16 protein-coding genes are annotated in these 16,229 nt (G+C 72.1%); 13 read left to right on the top strand and 3 right to left on the bottom strand.

From position 1 onward, the window contains the following. Position 1: 1 nt before the first annotated feature. The 7 genes from RFN52_RS17550 (at position 2) to RFN52_RS17520 (ending at position 6,694) form a co-directional block, all read left to right on the top strand. Complete coding sequence (locus RFN52_RS17550; protein ID WP_184847584.1) at positions 2 to 1,849, top strand: acetyl/propionyl/methylcrotonyl-CoA carboxylase subunit alpha; 1,848 nt, start codon at positions 2 to 4, stop codon at positions 1,847 to 1,849. 70 nt (positions 1,850 to 1,919) lie between these two features. Next, entirely contained in the window at positions 1,920 to 3,056 is a 1,137-nt protein-coding gene (locus RFN52_RS17545) for an acyl-CoA dehydrogenase family protein (RefSeq protein ID WP_184847583.1), read from the top strand. Positions 3,057 to 3,095: 39 nt separating this feature from the next. Next, positions 3,096 to 4,664, top strand: coding sequence for a 4-coumarate--CoA ligase family protein (locus RFN52_RS17540; RefSeq protein WP_184847582.1), 1,569 nt, complete (start codon positions 3,096 to 3,098; stop codon positions 4,662 to 4,664). After that, the gene (locus RFN52_RS17535) at positions 4,661 to 5,395 is read left to right on the top strand and encodes an enoyl-CoA hydratase family protein (protein ID WP_184847581.1); all 735 of its coding nucleotides are present in this window, start codon (positions 4,661 to 4,663) and stop codon (positions 5,393 to 5,395) included. The genes RFN52_RS17540 and RFN52_RS17535 overlap by 4 nt, the downstream gene beginning before the upstream one ends. Further along, on the top strand, positions 5,383 to 5,994 hold the full coding sequence (locus RFN52_RS17530) for a TetR/AcrR family transcriptional regulator (RefSeq protein ID WP_062927511.1): 612 nt from the start codon (positions 5,383 to 5,385) through the stop codon (positions 5,992 to 5,994). The genes RFN52_RS17535 and RFN52_RS17530 overlap by 13 nt, the downstream gene beginning before the upstream one ends. 53 nt (positions 5,995 to 6,047) lie before the next feature. After that, positions 6,048 to 6,296, top strand: coding sequence for a type II toxin-antitoxin system CcdA family antitoxin (locus RFN52_RS17525; protein ID WP_031106279.1), 249 nt, complete (start codon positions 6,048 to 6,050; stop codon positions 6,294 to 6,296). Next, positions 6,293 to 6,694: a DNA-binding protein gene (locus RFN52_RS17520; protein WP_184847580.1), complete on the top strand. Its 402-nt coding sequence runs from the start codon at positions 6,293 to 6,295 to the stop codon at positions 6,692 to 6,694. The genes RFN52_RS17525 and RFN52_RS17520 overlap by 4 nt, the downstream gene beginning before the upstream one ends. Positions 6,695 to 6,697: 3 nt before the next feature. On the opposite strand, the gene pdxH is transcribed toward RFN52_RS17520, so the two are convergent. Then, the gene (pdxH, locus tag RFN52_RS17515) at positions 6,698 to 7,366 is read right to left on the bottom strand and encodes a pyridoxamine 5'-phosphate oxidase (RefSeq protein ID WP_184847579.1); all 669 of its coding nucleotides are present in this window, start codon (positions 7,364 to 7,366) and stop codon (positions 6,698 to 6,700) included. A gap of 286 nt (positions 7,367 to 7,652) precedes the next feature. Between pdxH and RFN52_RS17510 the strand changes: the two genes are divergently transcribed. Further along, positions 7,653 to 8,753 (top strand): citrate synthase 2, encoded by a 1,101-nt coding sequence (locus tag RFN52_RS17510; RefSeq protein WP_184847578.1) that lies wholly within the window; start codon positions 7,653 to 7,655, stop codon positions 8,751 to 8,753. Positions 8,754 to 8,805: 52 nt separating this feature from the next. Here RFN52_RS17510 and RFN52_RS17505 read toward each other — a convergent pair whose 3' ends face one another. Further along, positions 8,806 to 9,279 carry an HIT family protein gene (locus RFN52_RS17505; protein WP_184853932.1) on the bottom strand — a complete coding sequence of 158 codons (474 nt, stop codon included), beginning with the start codon at positions 9,277 to 9,279 and terminating at the stop codon, positions 8,806 to 8,808. 421 nt (positions 9,280 to 9,700) lie between these two features. Here RFN52_RS17505 and RFN52_RS17500 point away from each other — a divergent pair, with 421 nt between their 5' ends. From RFN52_RS17500 to RFN52_RS17480, 5 genes are all read left to right on the top strand, one after another. Continuing rightward, entirely contained in the window at positions 9,701 to 11,158 is a 1,458-nt protein-coding gene (locus RFN52_RS17500) for a PAS domain-containing protein (protein ID WP_184847577.1), read from the top strand. A 368-nt stretch (positions 11,159 to 11,526) separates the two neighbouring features. Beyond that, a complete protein-coding gene (locus RFN52_RS17495) occupies positions 11,527 to 12,405 on the top strand; it encodes an adhesin (protein ID WP_184847576.1) in 879 nt (292 codons plus the stop codon). Between the two features lie 124 nt (positions 12,406 to 12,529). Next, positions 12,530 to 13,753, top strand: coding sequence for a hypothetical protein (locus RFN52_RS17490; protein WP_184847575.1), 1,224 nt, complete (start codon positions 12,530 to 12,532; stop codon positions 13,751 to 13,753). Between the two features lie 53 nt (positions 13,754 to 13,806). Continuing rightward, entirely contained in the window at positions 13,807 to 14,220 is a 414-nt protein-coding gene (locus RFN52_RS17485; protein WP_184847574.1) for an effector-associated constant component EACC1, read from the top strand. Continuing rightward, entirely contained in the window at positions 14,217 to 15,326 is a 1,110-nt protein-coding gene (locus RFN52_RS17480; RefSeq protein ID WP_184847573.1) for a caspase, EACC1-associated type, read from the top strand. The genes RFN52_RS17485 and RFN52_RS17480 overlap by 4 nt, the downstream gene beginning before the upstream one ends. 16 nt (positions 15,327 to 15,342) lie before the next feature. Here RFN52_RS17480 and RFN52_RS17475 read toward each other — a convergent pair whose 3' ends face one another. Next, positions 15,343 to 16,098 (bottom strand): SIS domain-containing protein, encoded by a 756-nt coding sequence (locus RFN52_RS17475; RefSeq protein WP_184847572.1) that lies wholly within the window; start codon positions 16,096 to 16,098, stop codon positions 15,343 to 15,345. Between the last annotated feature and the right edge of the window lie 131 nt (positions 16,099 to 16,229).

Genomic DNA, 16,229 nt, shown 5'->3' with positions numbered 1-16,229 from the left:
AGTGATCACTTCTGTGCTCGTCGCCAACCGGGGCGAGATCGCCTGCCGCGTCTTCCGCACCTGCCACGACCTGGGCATCCGCACCGTCGCCGTGCACTCGGACGCCGACGCGAACGCCCTCCACGCGCGCGTGGCCGACGTGAGCGTACGACTCCCGGGGGAGACGCCCGCCGACACCTACCTGCGCGGCGACCTGATCGTGAAGGCCGCCGTCGCCGCCGGAGCGGACGCCGTGCACCCCGGCTACGGCTTCCTCTCCGAGAACGCCGCCTTCGCCCGGGCCGTCCAGGACGCGGGCCTGGCCTGGATAGGACCGCCCCCGTCCGCGATCGAGGCGATGGCGTCCAAGACCCGCGCCAAGCAGCTCATGGGCATCCGGCCCCTCACCGAGGTCACCGAGGCCGACCTGCCCGTGCTGGTCAAGGCCGCGGCGGGCGGCGGCGGCCGCGGCATGCGCGTCGTACGGCACCTGGCGGACCTGGACGCCGAACTGGCCGCCGCCCGTGCCGAAGCGGCGAGTGCCTTCGGCGACGGCGAGGTCTTCGTCGAGCCGTACGTGGAGAACGGCCGCCACGTCGAGGTGCAGATCCTCGCCGACACCCACGGCACGGTCCGGCCGCTCGGCACCCGCGACTGCTCCCTCCAGCGCCGCCACCAGAAGGTGATCGAGGAGGCCCCGGCACCCGGCCTGTCCGCCGCGCTCGACGAGGAGGTCCGCGCCCTCGCCGTACGGGCCGCCCGGGCCGTCGACTACGTGGGCGCCGGAACGGTCGAGTTCCTCGTCGCCGACGGCCACGCGCACTTCCTGGAGATGAACACCCGCCTCCAGGTCGAACACCCCGTCACGGAGGCCGTCTTCGGCGTCGACCTGGTGGCGGAGCAGATCCGGATCGCCGAGGGCCACCCCCTCGAAGCCGACCCGCCGTCCGCGCGCGGCCACGCCGTGGAGGCCCGCCTGTACGCCGAGGACCCGGCCCGCGACTGGTCCCCGCAGACCGGCACCCTGCACCGCCTGTCCGTCCCCGGGCCCGTCCGCCTGGACACCGGGTACACGGACGGCGACGACATCGGCGTCCACTACGACCCCATGCTCGCCAAGGTCGTGGCCCACGCCCCGACCCGCGCGGAGGCCCTGCGCCGACTCGCCTCCGCCCTGGAACGCGCCGAGATCCACGGCCCCGTCACCAACCGCGACCTCCTGGTCCGCTCCCTGCGCCACCCCGAGGTCACCGCGGCCCGCATGGACACCGGCTTCTACGACCGCCACCTGTCCGGCCTGACCGACCCGCGCCCCGACCCGCACGCCCCCCTGGCCGCCGCCCTCGCCGACGCCCGGGCCCGCTCCCGACCCGGCTTCGGCGGCTGGCGCAACGTCCCCTCGCAACCGCAGAGCAAGCGGTACCTGATGGCGGGCGAGGAGCACGAGGCCCGTTACCGGCACACGAGGGAGGGCCTGGAGGCGGACGGGGTGCGGGTGGTGCACGCCGACGCGCGTCTCGTGATCCTCGACGTGGACGGCGTGGAGCGGAAGTACGGGATCGCCCGCTACGGCCACCAGGTCCACGTCAACACCACGGCCCTGACCGCCCTGCCCCGCTTCCCCGACCCCACCACCCAGCACGCCCCCGGCTCCCTCCTGGCCCCCATGCCGGGCACGGTCGTCCGGGTGGCGGATGGCCTCGCCGTAGGGACGGCCGTGAAGGAGGGAGAGCCCCTCCTCTGGCTGGAGGCGATGAAGATGCAGCACAAGATCACGGCCCCGGTGACGGGAACGCTGACCGACTTGTGCGCGGTACCAGGCCAACAGGTGGAGCCGGGCGTGTTGCTGGCGGTCGTGCAGCAGACCTGAAGGGGCGCGGGGCTGTATCGATGTGCGGCTACCGCCGCGCGAGCGCGCTCAGCCACGACGAAGGAGTCACATGACCGCGATCGAGACCCAAGACCACAAGGCCCTACGAGAAGCCGTCTCCGCACTCGGCAAACGCCACGGCCGAGAAACCGACCCCACCCGACTCTGGTCCGACGCGGCCAAGCTCGGCTACATCGGCGTCAACCTGCCGGAGGCATACGGCGGCGGAGGCGGCGGCATCACCGAACTCTCCCTCGTCCTCGAAGAACTCGGCACCGCGGGCTGCCCCCTGCTGATGATGATCGTCTCCCCGGCCATCTGCGGCACCGTGATAGCCCGCTTCGGCACCGACGCCCAGAAGGAAGCCTGGCTCCCGGGCCTCGCCGACGGCACCCGCCTCATGGCCTTCGGCATCACCGAACCCGACGCCGGCTCCAACAGCCACCGCATCACCACCACGGCCCGCCGCGACCAGGACACCGGCGACTGGCTCCTCACCGGCCGCAAGGTCTTCGTCTCCGGCGTGGACATCGCCGACGCGACCCTGATCGTCGGCCGTACCGAAGACGCCCGCACCGGCCGCCTCAAGCCCTGCCTCTTCATCGTCCCGCGCGACACCCCCGGCTTCACCCGCCGCCCCATCGACATGGAACTGAACGCCGCGGAGAAGCAGTTCGAACTGGTCCTGGACGACGTACGGCTGCCCGCCGACGCCCTGGTCGGCGACGAGGACGCGGGCCTGCTCCAGCTCTTCGCCGGCCTCAACCCCGAACGCATCATGACCGCCGCCTTCGCGATCGGCATGGGCCGCCACGCCCTGGCCGAGGCCATCGGGTACGCCCGCGACCGCACCGTCTGGAACACCCCCATCGGCGCCCACCAGGCCATCGCCCACCCCCTCGCCCAGGCGCACATCGAACTCGAACTGGCCCGCCTGATGATGCAGAAGGCAGCCGTCCTCTACGACGCGGGCGACGACATGGGCGCCGGAGAGGCCGCCAACATGGCGAAGTACGCCGCCGGGGAGGCCTGTGTGAAGGCCGTCGACCAGGCCGTGCACACCCTCGGCGGCAACGGCCTCACCCGCGAGTACGGCCTGGCCCGGCTGATAACGGCCGCGCGCGTGGCTCGTATTGCCCCGGTGAGCCGGGAGATGATTCTCAACTACGTCTCCCACCAGACCCTGGGCCTGCCCAAGTCGTACTGAGGACCCTGAGACGGCCCGCGCCGCGAGGAGGAACCCGCCATGTTCCGCAGCGAGTACGCAGACGTCCCGCCCGTCGACCTGCCCATCCACGACGCGGTCCTGGCCCGGGCCGCCGAGTTCGGCGACATCCCGGCGCTGATCGACGGCACGGACGGCACCACCCTCTCCTACGAGCAGGTGGACCGCTTCCACCGGCGCGTCGCCGCCGCCCTCGCCGAGGCCGGTGTCCGCAAGGGCGACGTCCTCGCCCTGCACAGCCCCAACACCATCGCCTTTCCGACCGCGTTCTACGCGGCCACGCGCGCGGGTGCCACCGTCACCACCGTGCACCCGCTCGCCACCGCCGAGGAGTTCGCCAAGCAACTGCGGGACTCGAAAGCCCGCTGGATCGTCACCGTGTCACCGCTGCTGGACGTCGCCCGCCGGGCCGCCGAACTCGCGGGCGGTGTAAGGGAGATCTTCGTGTGCGACAGCGCGAGCGGCCACCGCTCCCTGATCGACATGCTCGCCTCGGCCGCCCCCGAACCGCAGGTCGCCATCGACCCCGCCGAGGACGTCGCGGCCCTGCCGTACTCCTCCGGGACCACCGGCACCCCCAAGGGCGTGATGCTCACGCACCGGCAGATCGCCACCAACCTCGCCCAGCTCCACCCGGCGATCCCCGCCGGCCCGGGCGACCGCGTCCTGGCGGTGCTGCCCTTCTTCCACATCTACGGCCTCACCGCCCTGATGAACGCCCCCCTGCGGCAGGGCGCCACCGTCGTCGTCCTGCCCCGCTTCGACCTGGAGCAGTTCCTCGCGGCCGTCCAGAACCACCGCATCACCGCCCTGTACGTGGCCCCGCCGATCGTCCTGGCCCTCGCCAAGCACCCGGCCGTCGCCCAGTACGACCTGTCGTCCCTGCGGTACATCATCAGCGCCGCCGCACCCCTGGACGCCCGCCTCGCCGCCGCCTGCTCCCAGCGCCTCGGCCTGCCGCCCGTCGGCCAGGCCTACGGCATGACGGAACTGTCGCCCGGCACGCACGTCGTCCCCCTGGACGCCATGAGCGACGCCCCGCCCGGCACCGTCGGCAAGCTCATCGCCGGCACCGAGATGCGCATCGTCTCCCTCGACGATCCCGGCAGGGACCTCCCCGCCGGCGAATCCGGCGAGATCCTCATCCGCGGACCCCAGATCATGAAGGGCTACCTCGGCCGCCCCGACGCCACCACCGCCATGATCGACCCCGACGGCTGGCTGCACACCGGCGACGTGGGCCATGCCGACCCCGACGGCTGGCTGTTCGTCGTCGACCGCGTCAAGGAACTCATCAAGTACAAGGGCTTCCAGGTGGCCCCCGCCGAACTGGAGGCCCTGCTCCTCACCCACCCGGGCATCGCCGACGCCGCCGTCATCGGCCGGTACGACGACAACGGCAACGAGGCCCCGCACGCCTACGTCGTCCGCCAGCCGTCCGCCGCGGACCTCACCGAGGCCGAGATCATGATGTACGTCGCCGAACGCGTCGCCCCCTACAAGCGGATACGCCACGTCACCTTCATCGTCGGCGTCCCCCGCGCGGCCTCCGGCAAGATCCTCCGCCGACAGCTCAGGGAGAGCGCATGACGCTGATCGCCCGCACCCGCGCGCGTGCCGTTCAGACCCTGTCCCTCGACTCGCCCCGCAACCGCAACGCCCTGTCGGCGGCCCTGGTCGGCGAACTGGCCGACGCGCTCACCGACGCCGGCAAGGACGCCGGTGTCCGGGCGATCGTCCTCACCCACACCGGCAACACGTTCAGCGCGGGCGCCGACCTCAAGGACCCGCCCCCGCCCGAGGCGCTGGTCGCCCTGCTGCGGCAGATCATCGAACTGCCCAAGCCGGTCGTCGCCCGGGTCACCGGCCACGTCCGCGCGGGCGGCCTCGGCCTCCTGGCCGCCTGCGACATCGCCGCCGCCTCCACGGACGCCACCTTCGCCTTCACGGAGGTCCGCATCGGGGTCGCCCCCGCGGTCATCTCCCTCCCGCTCCTGCCCCGCGCCGACCCCCGCGCACTGGCCCGCTACTACCTCACCGGCGAACGCTTCGGTGCCCCGGAGGCGGTGGCAACGGGCCTGCTCACGACCTGTGACAGCGATGTCGACAAGGCCCTCGACCCCATCCTCGACGGACTGCGCAGATCCGCCCCCGACGCCCTGGCCGAGACGAAACGGCTGCTCACGGCTAGGGTGCTGGAAGCCTTCGACCGGGACGCGGACGCCCTGACCGCGCTCTCGGCCCGGCTCTTCTCCTCCCCGCAGGCCCGCGAGGGGATGACGGCCTTCCTCGAACGACGGGATCCGGCATGGGTGGTGTGAGCACGGCCGACCGTGCGGAGAGAGTCCCCAAGCAGGACCGCAGCCGGGCCACCCGGCAGCGGCTCCTCGAAGCCGCCGTGTCCTGCCTCGCCGAACACGGCTGGGCGGGCTCCACCGTCTCCGTCGTCGCCGAACGCGCCGGCGTCTCCCGCGGCGCCGCCCAGCACCACTTCCCGACCCGCGAGGACCTCTTCACGGCGGCCGTCGAATACGTCGCCGAGGAACGCTCCACGGCCCTGCGCGCCCTGTTCCCCGAGGGCGCGGCAGGCGACCGTCACGCCGTCGTCGCCGCCCTAGTCGACCTCTACACCGGGCCGCTGTTCCGCGCCGCCCTCCACCTCTGGGTCGCCGCCTCCAACGAGGAACAGCTGCGGCCCCGCGTCACCGAACTCGAATCCCGCGTCGGCCGCGAGACCCACCGCATAGCCGTCGACCTCCTCGCCGCCGACGAATCCCTCCCCGGCGTCCGCGAAACCGTCCAGGGCCTCCTCGACATGGCCCGCGGCCTGGGCCTCGCCAACCTCCTCACGGACGACGCGGCCCGCCGGGAACGGGTGGTGGCCCAGTGGGCGGGGCTGCTGGAGGAGACGCTGGGCTGAGGGGCTGGTGGCAGCACGGACGCGGAGTGTGCATACCGCGGTATGCTCGGAGCATGGCGGACACGACGCGCATCACGGTGACACTGCCGACAGACCAGGTCGCCGAACTCAGGAAGCTCACCGACAACGTCTCCGGCTATGTCGCCGAGGCGGTGGCACGCCAGCTGCGGCATCAGTTGCTTGGCGCCGACCTGATGCGTCACCAGGAGGAGCACGGGGCGTTCACCGAGGAGGAGCTGGCCGAGGCCCGCTCCAGGATCTTCGGCACTGCGGATGCCGGCGGATCGGCGAGTGCGGCGTGATGGAGCACGTCGAGACGGTTGTCCTGGACTCTCAGGGGCTCTCCGCCTGGATCGCCCAGGATCGCAAGATCCTGGCGATGCTCCAGGTTCTCCACGCCATGGGCGCCGATTTCGTCATCGGCGCCAACACCATCGTGGAAGTCAGTCATGCGCGTGTGAACATGCCCCGTCTGCAGTGGGCGCTCTCCCGCGTCAAGGTCGAGCCGGTGACCGAGGGCGCCGCGAAAGCGTCCGCGGAACTGCTGAAGGCCGCCGGGCTGCACGGCCACAAGTGCGCGATCGACGCGACCGTCGCCGAGGTGGCACTGCGGCAGCCAAGCCCAGTGGCCGTGCTGACGTCCGACGTCGACGACATGGCCCGGCTGTGCGGCGACCGAGTCCGGCTCATCGGCATCTGAACCTCACGGACTGAGCCGCTCCACCCGCCAGCTCCCGTCGGCCTGCTCCACGTACCGCAACCGGTCGTGCAGCCGGTTCTCGCGGCCCTGCCAGAACTCCACCGACTGCGGGGCCACCCGGAAACCGCCCCAGTGCGGGGGCACCGGCACCTGCTCGCCCTCCGGGTAGCGGGCGGCCAGCTCCGCGTACGCGCCGTCGATGTCCGCCCGGGTGGAGATCACCGAGGACTGGGCGCTGGCCCACGCGCCCAGCTGTGAGCCGTGCGGGCGGGTGCGGAAGTACGCCGCCGTCTCGTCGCGGCCGGTGCGCCGGGCGATCCCGCTCACGACGACCTGCCGGGCCATGGGGTGCCAGGGGAACAGCAGCGAGACGAAAGGGTTCTCCGCCAGGTCACGGGCCTTGCGGGAGTCGTAGTTCGTGTAGAAGACGAAGCCCTGCTCGTCGAAGTGCTTCAGCAGCACCGTGCGGGAACTCGTCCGCCCCTCGGCGTCGGCCGTCGAGACGATCATGGCGTTCGGCTCGAACAGCCCGCCGTCCGTCGCGGCCTGCTTGAACCAGCGCGCGAACTGCTCGACGGGCGTGGCGGCGAGCTCGGTCTCGGAGAGCCCCTCGGCCCGGTACTGCTTGCGCATCGAGGCCAGATCGAAGGGGACGTCGTCGCGGTCGGTCACCCGGTCATCTTGCCGTACGGACGGTGTCCTTCGTCACTGCCTGGCACTGAGTGCCGTGAACCCTCCCCAACGGTGGCACTCGGAGATATCGTTTCCGTGCCGTTCCGGTTGGGTGACCGTCGGCCGGACGGGGCATCACAGGGGCAGCCGGCCAGGGACCGCGAGTCGCCGTACACGACCGTGGATCCACCGGACGGCCGCCCGCTGCGCAAGCTGACTGACACATGGTTCGTACGTCCCACCCCACATCACACCATCTGTCACTTCCATCACGAGGAGCCGCCTGATGTCCGACTTCGTACCCGGGCTCGAGGGAGTCGTCGCGTTCGAGACGGAGATCGCCGAACCGGATAAGGAGGGCGGCGCACTCCGGTACCGGGGCGTCGACATCGAGGACCTCGTCGGCCACGTCTCGTTCGGCAACGTCTGGGGCCTGCTCGTCGACGGCGCCTTCAATCCCGGTCTGCCGCCCGCCGAGCCCTTCCCCATCCCCGTGCACTCCGGCGACATCCGCGTGGACGTCCAGTCCGCCCTGGCCATGCTTGCGCCCGTCTGGGGCCTCAAACCCCTCCTCGACATCGATGGCGAGCAGGCCCGCGCCGACCTGGCCCGGGCCGCCGTCATGGCCCTGTCCTACGTCGCCCAGTCCGCCCGCGGCCAGGGCCTGCCGATGGTTCCGCAGCGGGAGATCGACAAGGCCCAGTCCGTCGTCGAGCGCTTCATGATCCGCTGGCGGGGCGAGCCGGACCCCAAGCACGTGGCGGCGGTGGACGCGTACTGGACGAGCGCCGCCGAGCACGGCATGAACGCGTCCACCTTCACGGCCCGTGTGATCGCCTCGACCGGCGCCGACGTCGCGGCCGCGCTCTCCGGCGCGGTGGGCGCGATGTCCGGCCCGCTCCACGGCGGCGCCCCCTCCCGCGTCCTCGGCATGATCGAGGAGATCGAACGCACGGGCGACGCCGAGGCCTACGTGAAGAACGCGCTCGACAAGGGCGAACGTCTCATGGGCTTCGGCCACCGCGTCTACCGCGCCGAGGACCCGAGGGCGAGGGTCCTGCGCCGCACGGCCCGCGAGCTGGGGGCGCCGCGCTTCGAGGTCGCCGAGGCCCTGGAGAAGGCGGCCCTCGCGGAACTCCACGCCCGCCGCCCCGACCGCGTCCTCGCCACCAACGTCGAGTTCTGGGCGGCCATCGTCCTGGACTTCGCCGAGGTCCCGGCGCACATGTTCACGTCCATGTTCACCTGCGCCCGCACCGCCGGCTGGTCCGCCCACATCCTGGAGCAGAAGCGCACGGGCCGCCTGGTCCGCCCCTCGGCCCGCTACGTCGGCCCGGGCACCCGCGACCCCCACGACATCGAGGGCTACGGGGACATCGCCCACTGACCCACCCGCCCCACACGGCCTCACCCACCCCCGGGTGAGGCCGTCCGCATGCTCACCCCGCGAGCCGGTCCAGTTCCTCGCCGATGGCCTCCCGCAGCCGGTCGTGCCGGGGCCCGAGCGCGTACCGCTCCTCGCCCCACATCTCCCGCGGGTAGAGCCACACGGGCCGCCGCACGAGCTCCGCGGGCTCCCACTCGTACCGCGGCCACACATGCGCGTGCAGAAACCCGTCGGCGTTCCCGAGGATCTCCAGATTGACCCGCCGGAACCCCGTCTCCGCCCGCCGGCAGGCCCGCTCGACGGCTTCCCCCAGCCGGTCCATGTCGGCCAGGAACGCCAGCCGCCCGCTCCGCGGCAGCTCGGACAGCCGCTGCACCGCGGGATCATCGGCCAGCAGCACCGAGTAGCCGGGCAGGAACTGCACATCCCCGATCACCGCGAACCCGGCCTCCAGCCGCCGCATCACGGCCGGGTTCTCACCCCGCAGGGCGCTCCCGATCCGGTCGTCGCGCCACGCATCCACCACCATCGGCCCCCGGGAACGCAGGTAACACACAAACGCAGACGACCCGCGAGTCTGGTTCCTCCTGAGGAGGAGCCGGCCGGACGTACCGGCGACTCGCGGGTCGGGTGACTGCTGGAGATTGGGCCGGCTGCGCGCTTCGTTCACGCGCTGGTCCGGCACCGCACTGTGTGTGGTGACGGGCCGCTAGCCCGCAGCCACCTCACGCGTCCGGTTCTCATACATCTGCCGAACCACCTCCCTTCTCGTGTACCTGGAGCCTAAGAAACCGTTCGGCTCCGGATCAACCGCTTTTTTCCGGGGAACAGGGGTGACAGGTGCCGCGCGGGCCGTCTCCGTGGGCGTTGACGTGGGGATTGCCGCCGTACAACGATTCCTTCAATGTTGTGGGAACTCGGTGTGTGCTGGGTCACCTTCCAGTTGAATGATTGCAAGGAGCGAACCGACGTGCCGTACGTGCGGACGCAGCCTGCAGGGGGTCCAGGTGAGTGCTTCCCGGCGTAGTGGGACCACCGACGAGCTGGGGCCGGACGAGCCCGAGCGGGAGAGTTCGGATGGTTCGGATCTGCTTGCCGCTTTGCTGGACGGCATGGACGCGGCGCTGTGCGCGTTCGACGCCGACGGAGTCGTGACGCACTGGAACCGTGAGGCCGAGCGGATCCTGGGCTGGGGCGCGGACGAGGCCGTGGGGCGGCGTGGGCTGGCCGGGTGGGCCGTGCGCAGTGCGGACGCCGAGGAGGTCGAGGGGCGGCTGCTGTCGGTGATGCACGCGCCCGGGCGGCAGGTGCACGAGTTCGCCCTGCTGACGAAGGACGGCGGGCGGGTGCTCGTCCGCACGCAGTCGGCGGCGGTGCGCGGGCCCGACGGCAAGCCGGCGGGGGTGTACTGCGCGTTCAGCGAGGTGCACGCGCAGATCGATCTGGAGCGCTCGATCGCGCTGAGCGAGGCCCTGTTCGAGGACGCCAGCTGGGGTGTCGTGCTGGTGGACGTGGACCTGCGGCCGGCCGTGGTGAACGCGCACGCGGCCCGCGCGCTGGGCACGGGCCGTACGTCGGTGCTGGGGCGGCCGCTCGGGGAGCTGCTGTCGCACGGCGTGGAAGAGCTGGAGAGCGCGCTGCAGCATGTGCTGGCGGAGGGCGCGCCGCCCGCGCCCGCCGAGGTGTGGGTGAGCGTGCGCGCCAAGGAGGGCGAGCAGCGGCGGTGCTGGCGCAGCGGCTTCCTGCGGCTGGCCTCGCCGCTCGCGGAGGAGCCGGTTCCGCTGGGTGTGGGCTGGTTGTTCCAGGACGTGACGGAGGCCAAGCAGGCCGAGCAGGAGGCGTCCCTGCTGCGCTTCCGTACGCAGCAGCTGCACCGCGCATCGCGGGCCGCCGCCGAGTGCGAGGACCCGGCGGAGGCGGCGACGGTCCATCTGGACTTCGCCCTGGCCGGTTTCGCCGACCACGGACTGATCGACCGGGTCGCCGGCGGCGCGCTCACCGACGCGGAGGCCGAGGCGCCGGTCCGGCTGGTCCGGGTCGCCGCCACTCCGTCCGGAGCGCCGGGCCCGAGCAGGCTGGCCGGCCAGGCGGGGCTGCCCGTCCGTTACGCCGAGGGACATCCGGCCCTGCAGTGCGTGGAGCGCGTGGGAGCCCTGCGTGCGAGCGCGGGCGCCGCCGCGCCCGAGGCGGCCCGAGAGTGGGCCCAGGCCCGCCAGTGGCCCCCGGACGCGGTCCACGCCCTGTGCGCGGTGCTGCGCAGCCGGGGCCGGACCCTGGGCGTCGTGACGTTCCTGCGGGGCGCCGGCCGCAGTGCCTTCGAGCGGTCCGACGCGATGTACGCGGAGGACGTGGCGGTGCGGATCGCTTCGGCGCTGGACCTGGCGGGGCTGTCGGACGGGGACTGACTGCACCAAGCCCACCGGTGGGGGTGTCAAGACCGTGAAGGCACGGGGTGGGCGGATTCGTCCAGAGGGCTGCCGGCCGCCTGCCCGCCGCCGGGGATCCGGGCCGTGGCGGCCGTATCCGGTGGCGTTCCGCGCCGCACGTCCTGGGAGACCGCTCCCCGTCGCTCGGTAGGGGAGTGCCCGCTGGTGCCCGGACCGGGCCTCCTGAGCCGGGTCGCAAGTGGGAGATTGTAAGTGCTCCCGATCAAGACCGCGCGCGTTCAACGAACGTGGGCCGTCACGGTTTCGGGACCTTCGATCATGTGTAACCGGCCGCGCACGATGGGTAATTTCCGATACCTCGGATCCGGGACCACTCAGGGGGACATATGAGCGACAACGGGTACACCAGCCTGCCGGGGTGGAGAGGCGGTGACGCCAACGCCGCATATCTCGACAAGAACCTGCGGCACACGCCGGTGGAGATCCACCTCGACGACTCGGTCAGCTGGCGGCAGCTGCTCCAGCTCTTCGTCTACGCCGTCCTCGCGTCGTTCCTGGCGTTCCTGCCGCCGGTCTTCTTCGGGCTCATCCTTCTCGTCGGAGGCAGTGGCGAGGGATTCGCCGTCATGATCGTGCTGGCGTACATCGCCTCGGGCATCGCCTTCTGGGTGACCCTGCTCGGGATGCGCCTGACCGAACCGATCGCCGAATGGCGGGTCCTGGTGGCGGACCGGAGCGGATCCCTCGACTCGGCATACGTCTCCATCGCCGGTACGCTCGCGCGCCGCTCCATCCCCGTCGACCGCGCCGAACGGCTCATCGCCACCGGACTGGGCCGGGAGCAGGTGCGCAATCGCCTGGTGCTCTCGGAGGGCAAGTGCCAGGTCTACGTCTCGGTCTTCTCGTACGGTACGAGCCTCTATCTGGGATGGCAGATGTGGCGTTCGCGCCGCGGATACGCCTTGATCGGCGGATTCGTGTCGGACCTGCTCGCGTCGATCATGGGCCGCCTGAGCCCCGAGCGGATCATGATGCGCACGGAGGGCGTGAGGGCCATGCGCGAGGCGGTGCACGCGGCGTGCCGGGAGGGACTGGCCACGGCGGTGGACCAGGTCGTGGTGCCCGTCACCTATGCCTTCCCCCAGGGACTGCCGCCGGTGCAGACCGACCAGGCGAGGTCCGCGCCGACCCCGGGCATCGACTCCCCGCCCGCCTCCCCGCCCGCCTGGGGGCCGCCCGCGGGCGGGGCACCTCCTCGGCCTTGAGGGGCCCCGGCTCGCACCGCCACGTGCGGTGCGAGCCGGCGAACCGCATGCGATGTCCGGCAGGGACCGCCGGGACGACGCGACCTGGGAGCGCGGTGGACCGGGACCAAGGTGGGAGGATCAGATGGCCGAAGCCGATCCGGAGGGTGCGCCGGGCGTTCTGCTGCGCGCTGCTCCCAGTGGGGAGAGCTGGGCCTACGTCGCATTCTCGCTGAGTCCCGCCCCGTTGCCGGAGGGCCTCTACCCGGAGTTCTCCGAAGCCAGGCGCAGAGCCGACCGGATCACCGCCGAGCGGACGTGGCTCGCGGCTCTCTGGACCGATCGCACCACCGCCCGCTGGGATCTGCGGTTCATCAGTGATCCGGTGAGCGGACGGATCGAAACGGCCGTCATCGCCCAGCTGTACGGCGCCAGCCCGGCAGCCGCGGTCCGGGCCGCGCTGGACGCGCTTCCCGCGCTGGCGCGGTTCCCGGCGCACGTGACGGGGACCCGGGTCGAGGACCCGGCGGAGATCGCGCGCCTGCTCGCCCCGTTCGTTCCCCAGTGGGGCGCGATCGCCGAGATCCGCAAGCGCATCACCTGCAGGCCGCTGACCCGTGTCTGGGGAGCGGAACGGGTCGGAACCACGGTCTCCCGGTTCGACGCTCCTGACGCTTCTTGGGACCGGATCTGGACCCACCTGGCCGCGGAACCGCGGCGGACGGTGGTCAGCGTGTGCCTCGAACCGTGCTCCGCTCCGCCCGGACTCACCGAGGGGCTGACGATGAGAGCGCAGGCTTTCGGGACCCTCGCGGAGCCGGCACCGCCCGATCCCATGTACGGACTCCCCGTGCCGGGCGACCCCTTCGCCCGGGAGGCGCACGGTCTGTACGAGGCGGCCGCGCGACGTTACACCGGGCGGCTGCACCGGGCGCGCGTCTCGGTCGCAGTCGAGGGCGAGGACCCCGTGTCCGACGTCCTGACCGGTCTCATCAGCCACGCCGTGGCGCCGAGGAGCTCGGGGGCGGTCGTCGTCCGCCCGCAGGGCCCGGAGGACCACCGGGTGGCCTGCGGCAACCTGCTGGGCGTCAACCGGGACTGGCAGCGAGACGCCTACTGGCAGGAGGTTCCCGGGGCGCTGCGGACCTCGCTCGCGGGGCAACTGTGGCTGAGCGACCCGGGGACGGTGACGGTCCTCGCCGATCTCGTGGACGCCGACGAGGCGGCCACCGTCTTCCGCTTGCCCCACGAGGAGCCCGGCGGGCCCGACCTCTTCGTGCTGAAGTCGCGAGCACCACACGATCCCCACCCCGGAGCGCCTGCCGGCAGCACCGACGCCGGCTGGACCGACTTCGGCCCCGCTGTCTGACCGCCGAACCCCGGCCACACCATGATCCGACCGACGAGCAGGAGCCACCTGACATGCCCGAAGCACCCGCGCCCCAGGCGCCGGAGAAGGCGCTGACCTTCTCCTTCACGGAGTCGCCGGCTCAGGTCGACGCCCTGAACCGGGACCTGGCGGAGTGGATCAACGACACGGACCAGCTGGCCGGCAGGGCGAGCCTGCGCACCGAGCCACCCGCCCCGGGGGAACAAGGTGATGTCGCCGTCGCCGTGGACATCGTCAACGCCTCCGCGGCAGTGATCGCCGCGGCCACCAACGCGTTCTTCCTCTGGCTTCAGCAACGGCGGCCGGTCCACCGGCGGATCGAGTTCGAGGTGGTGCGGCCCGACGGCACCCGGGTGAGTGCCGCGGTCGACGACGAGGACCAACTGCCCGCCGTCATGGCCCAACTGTCCGAATTCGTCGTCGCCCCACCCGGACCGGATGAATGACCTGGCTCGCATGGCGCCCCGCCACCGCCTCCGCACTGCTCGTGGGCACCGGCCGGCACGTCCCTCCCAGCTCTCTGACCTCGATGCCCCAGGCCGTGACCACGGCCCGGACCCTCGGGGCCGCGCTCAGCGGTGCGCAGGGAGTGTTCGACGCGCGCCGGACCAAGGTGGTCCCGGAGCCCGCGGACACCCGTCAAGTGCTGGAGCCCCTGCGCCGGATGGTCCGGGAACCCGACGTCGATCTGCTGCTCTTCTTCTACTGTGGTCACGGACTGCTCGGCCGGGACGACCGTCTCTGTCTGGCGCTCACCACCTCCAGCCAGCATCGCAGCGGAGGCGATCCGAGCCCCTCCCTGCCGTTCGCCGAAGTCGCCGCGCTGATGCGGGAGTCGTCGGCGCGGCACAAGGTCGCGATTCTCGACTGCTGCTTCTCCGGCCGCGCCCTCGGCCCGGAAGGTCACGGCATCCATCTGTTCACCGCGTGCGGCCGCACCCAGAAGGCTCTCTTCCCGCCCGAGGGAACGCTGACCGGCTTCACCGGGGGACTGCTCAGGATCCTCGACGAGGGCATACCCGAGGGGCCGCCGGATCTCGGCCTGTCCACCCTCTACGACCGGCTGGCGGTGGTCCTGCCCACCACCCAGGCTCCGTCGACGGGTATTTTCCCCACCGGTTATCCCGCTCCTCACCAGCAGACCGTGGACGGGTCGGGCCACATCGCGCTCGCGGTCAACCCGGCCCACGGAACCCAGCGGACACCGGCGGGGCTGCGTGCCCGCGCAGCCTTCGCCCAGCGGCTCAAGAAGCTCACCGAGCCGTCGCCTGCCACCCCCGTGCCGGATCCGGCGATGCTGCCGCAACTGGTGCACGTCCTGGCCGACCTGGTCAGGGACGCGACCGATCTGCTGGGCCCGTTCGACGACTTCAGCATCGACGTCCGCCGCAACCACGCCGTCGTGACCGGTACCGCCGGATCCCCCGAGCGGGCCGCGGCCCTGCTGTCCGCCCTGGTCGACGCCCTGCGTGCCAAGTCGTCCGGCCACCCGGCCCTGCCGGGAGTGGAACGTGCCCTGGCTCACTGGACCCGAGAGGTCTCACGCGGCTGACCGGACGGCGGGGCCGTCAGTGCCGGTAGAAGATCCGGTCGCGGTACTGCTCCATCACCCGGGCGTTCCAGTCGTGGCCGCCGTCGACGTTCCCGGAGCGCAGCAGGGGCGGCTCGATGCCGCGGTCGGCGAGGGTGGTGGCGGCCGTCGCCATGACGGCCTGGAGGAGGGCCGAGGTGACGACCGTCGAGGCGGGGGCGAAGGGGGCGGGGATGCCGTCGTGGGTCAGTTCCGCGTCGCCGACCGCGATCTTCGAGTCGAGGACGAGGTCGCAGTGGTCCTTGAGGTACGTCCCGGAGGCGTGCCGGGACTTCGTCTCCGAGGCGTAGGCCACCGAGGTCACGCCGATGACCTTGACGCCCAGGGCACGCGCGCTCATGGCCATCTCGACGGGCAGGGCGTTGCGCCCCGAGAGGGAGATGATCAGGAGGGCGTCGCCCGCGCGGAGCGGGGAGCTGTCGAGGACGGCGCTCGCGAGGCCGTCGACGCGTTCCAGGGCGGAGCCGAGGGGTGCGGGCATGACGTCGACGCCGACGACACCCGGGACGGCGAGCAGGTTCATCAGGGCGAGGCCGCCGGCGCGGTAGACGAGGTCCTGCGCGGCGAGGGAGGAGTGTCCGGCGCCGAAGGCGAAGAGCCGGCCGCCGTCGGCGACGGTGTCGGCGAGGAGCGTCCCGGCCGCGGCGATGCTGTCGGCCTCCTCGTCGCGCAGCCGCCTCAGCAGGCCGATCGCGGCGTCGATGAACTGGCCGGCCGGCGCGCGGTCGCTCATACGGGGTCCCTTCAGGCTGGCCTCGCGGCTCGTGTCGCGCATCACGGTGCGGTCTGGACCAGTGCGGTGTCAATACGGCCGAGAGGGGCGCGCGCCGAGTGCCGGGAAGCGCCCGAAAGGGAAGTCCGTAC

Source organism: Streptomyces collinus (genome assembly GCF_031348265.1).
GTDB classification, from domain to species: Bacteria; Actinomycetota; Actinomycetes; order Streptomycetales; family Streptomycetaceae; genus Streptomyces; species Streptomyces collinus.
Note: the sequence above shows the minus strand (reverse complement) of the source record. Positions and strands in the feature narration are given on the sequence as shown.

What these genes read in the sequence shown, in the direction of transcription:
- RFN52_RS17545 (WP_184847583.1), top strand. Translation starts at nt 1,920, where the DNA reads ATGACCGCGATCGAGACCCAAGACCACAAGGCCCTACGAGAAGCCGTC.
- RFN52_RS17540 (WP_184847582.1), top strand. Translation starts at nt 3,096, where the DNA reads ATGTTCCGCAGCGAGTACGCAGACGTCCCGCCCGTCGACCTGCCCATC.
- RFN52_RS17535 (WP_184847581.1), top strand. Translation starts at nt 4,661, where the DNA reads ATGACGCTGATCGCCCGCACCCGCGCGCGTGCCGTTCAGACCCTGTCC.
- RFN52_RS17530 (WP_062927511.1), top strand. Translation starts at nt 5,383, where the DNA reads ATGGGTGGTGTGAGCACGGCCGACCGTGCGGAGAGAGTCCCCAAGCAG.
- RFN52_RS17525 (WP_031106279.1), top strand. Translation starts at nt 6,048, where the DNA reads ATGGCGGACACGACGCGCATCACGGTGACACTGCCGACAGACCAGGTC.
- RFN52_RS17510 (WP_184847578.1), top strand. Translation starts at nt 7,653, where the DNA reads ATGTCCGACTTCGTACCCGGGCTCGAGGGAGTCGTCGCGTTCGAGACG.
- RFN52_RS17500 (WP_184847577.1), top strand. Translation starts at nt 9,701, where the DNA reads ATGATTGCAAGGAGCGAACCGACGTGCCGTACGTGCGGACGCAGCCTG.
- RFN52_RS17495 (WP_184847576.1), top strand. Translation starts at nt 11,527, where the DNA reads ATGAGCGACAACGGGTACACCAGCCTGCCGGGGTGGAGAGGCGGTGAC.
- RFN52_RS17490 (WP_184847575.1), top strand. Translation starts at nt 12,530, where the DNA reads ATGGCCGAAGCCGATCCGGAGGGTGCGCCGGGCGTTCTGCTGCGCGCT.
- RFN52_RS17485 (WP_184847574.1), top strand. Translation starts at nt 13,807, where the DNA reads ATGCCCGAAGCACCCGCGCCCCAGGCGCCGGAGAAGGCGCTGACCTTC.
- RFN52_RS17480 (WP_184847573.1), top strand. Translation starts at nt 14,217, where the DNA reads ATGACCTGGCTCGCATGGCGCCCCGCCACCGCCTCCGCACTGCTCGTG.
- RFN52_RS17475 (WP_184847572.1), bottom strand. Translation starts at nt 16,098, where the DNA reads ATGAGCGACCGCGCGCCGGCCGGCCAGTTCATCGACGCCGCGATCGGC.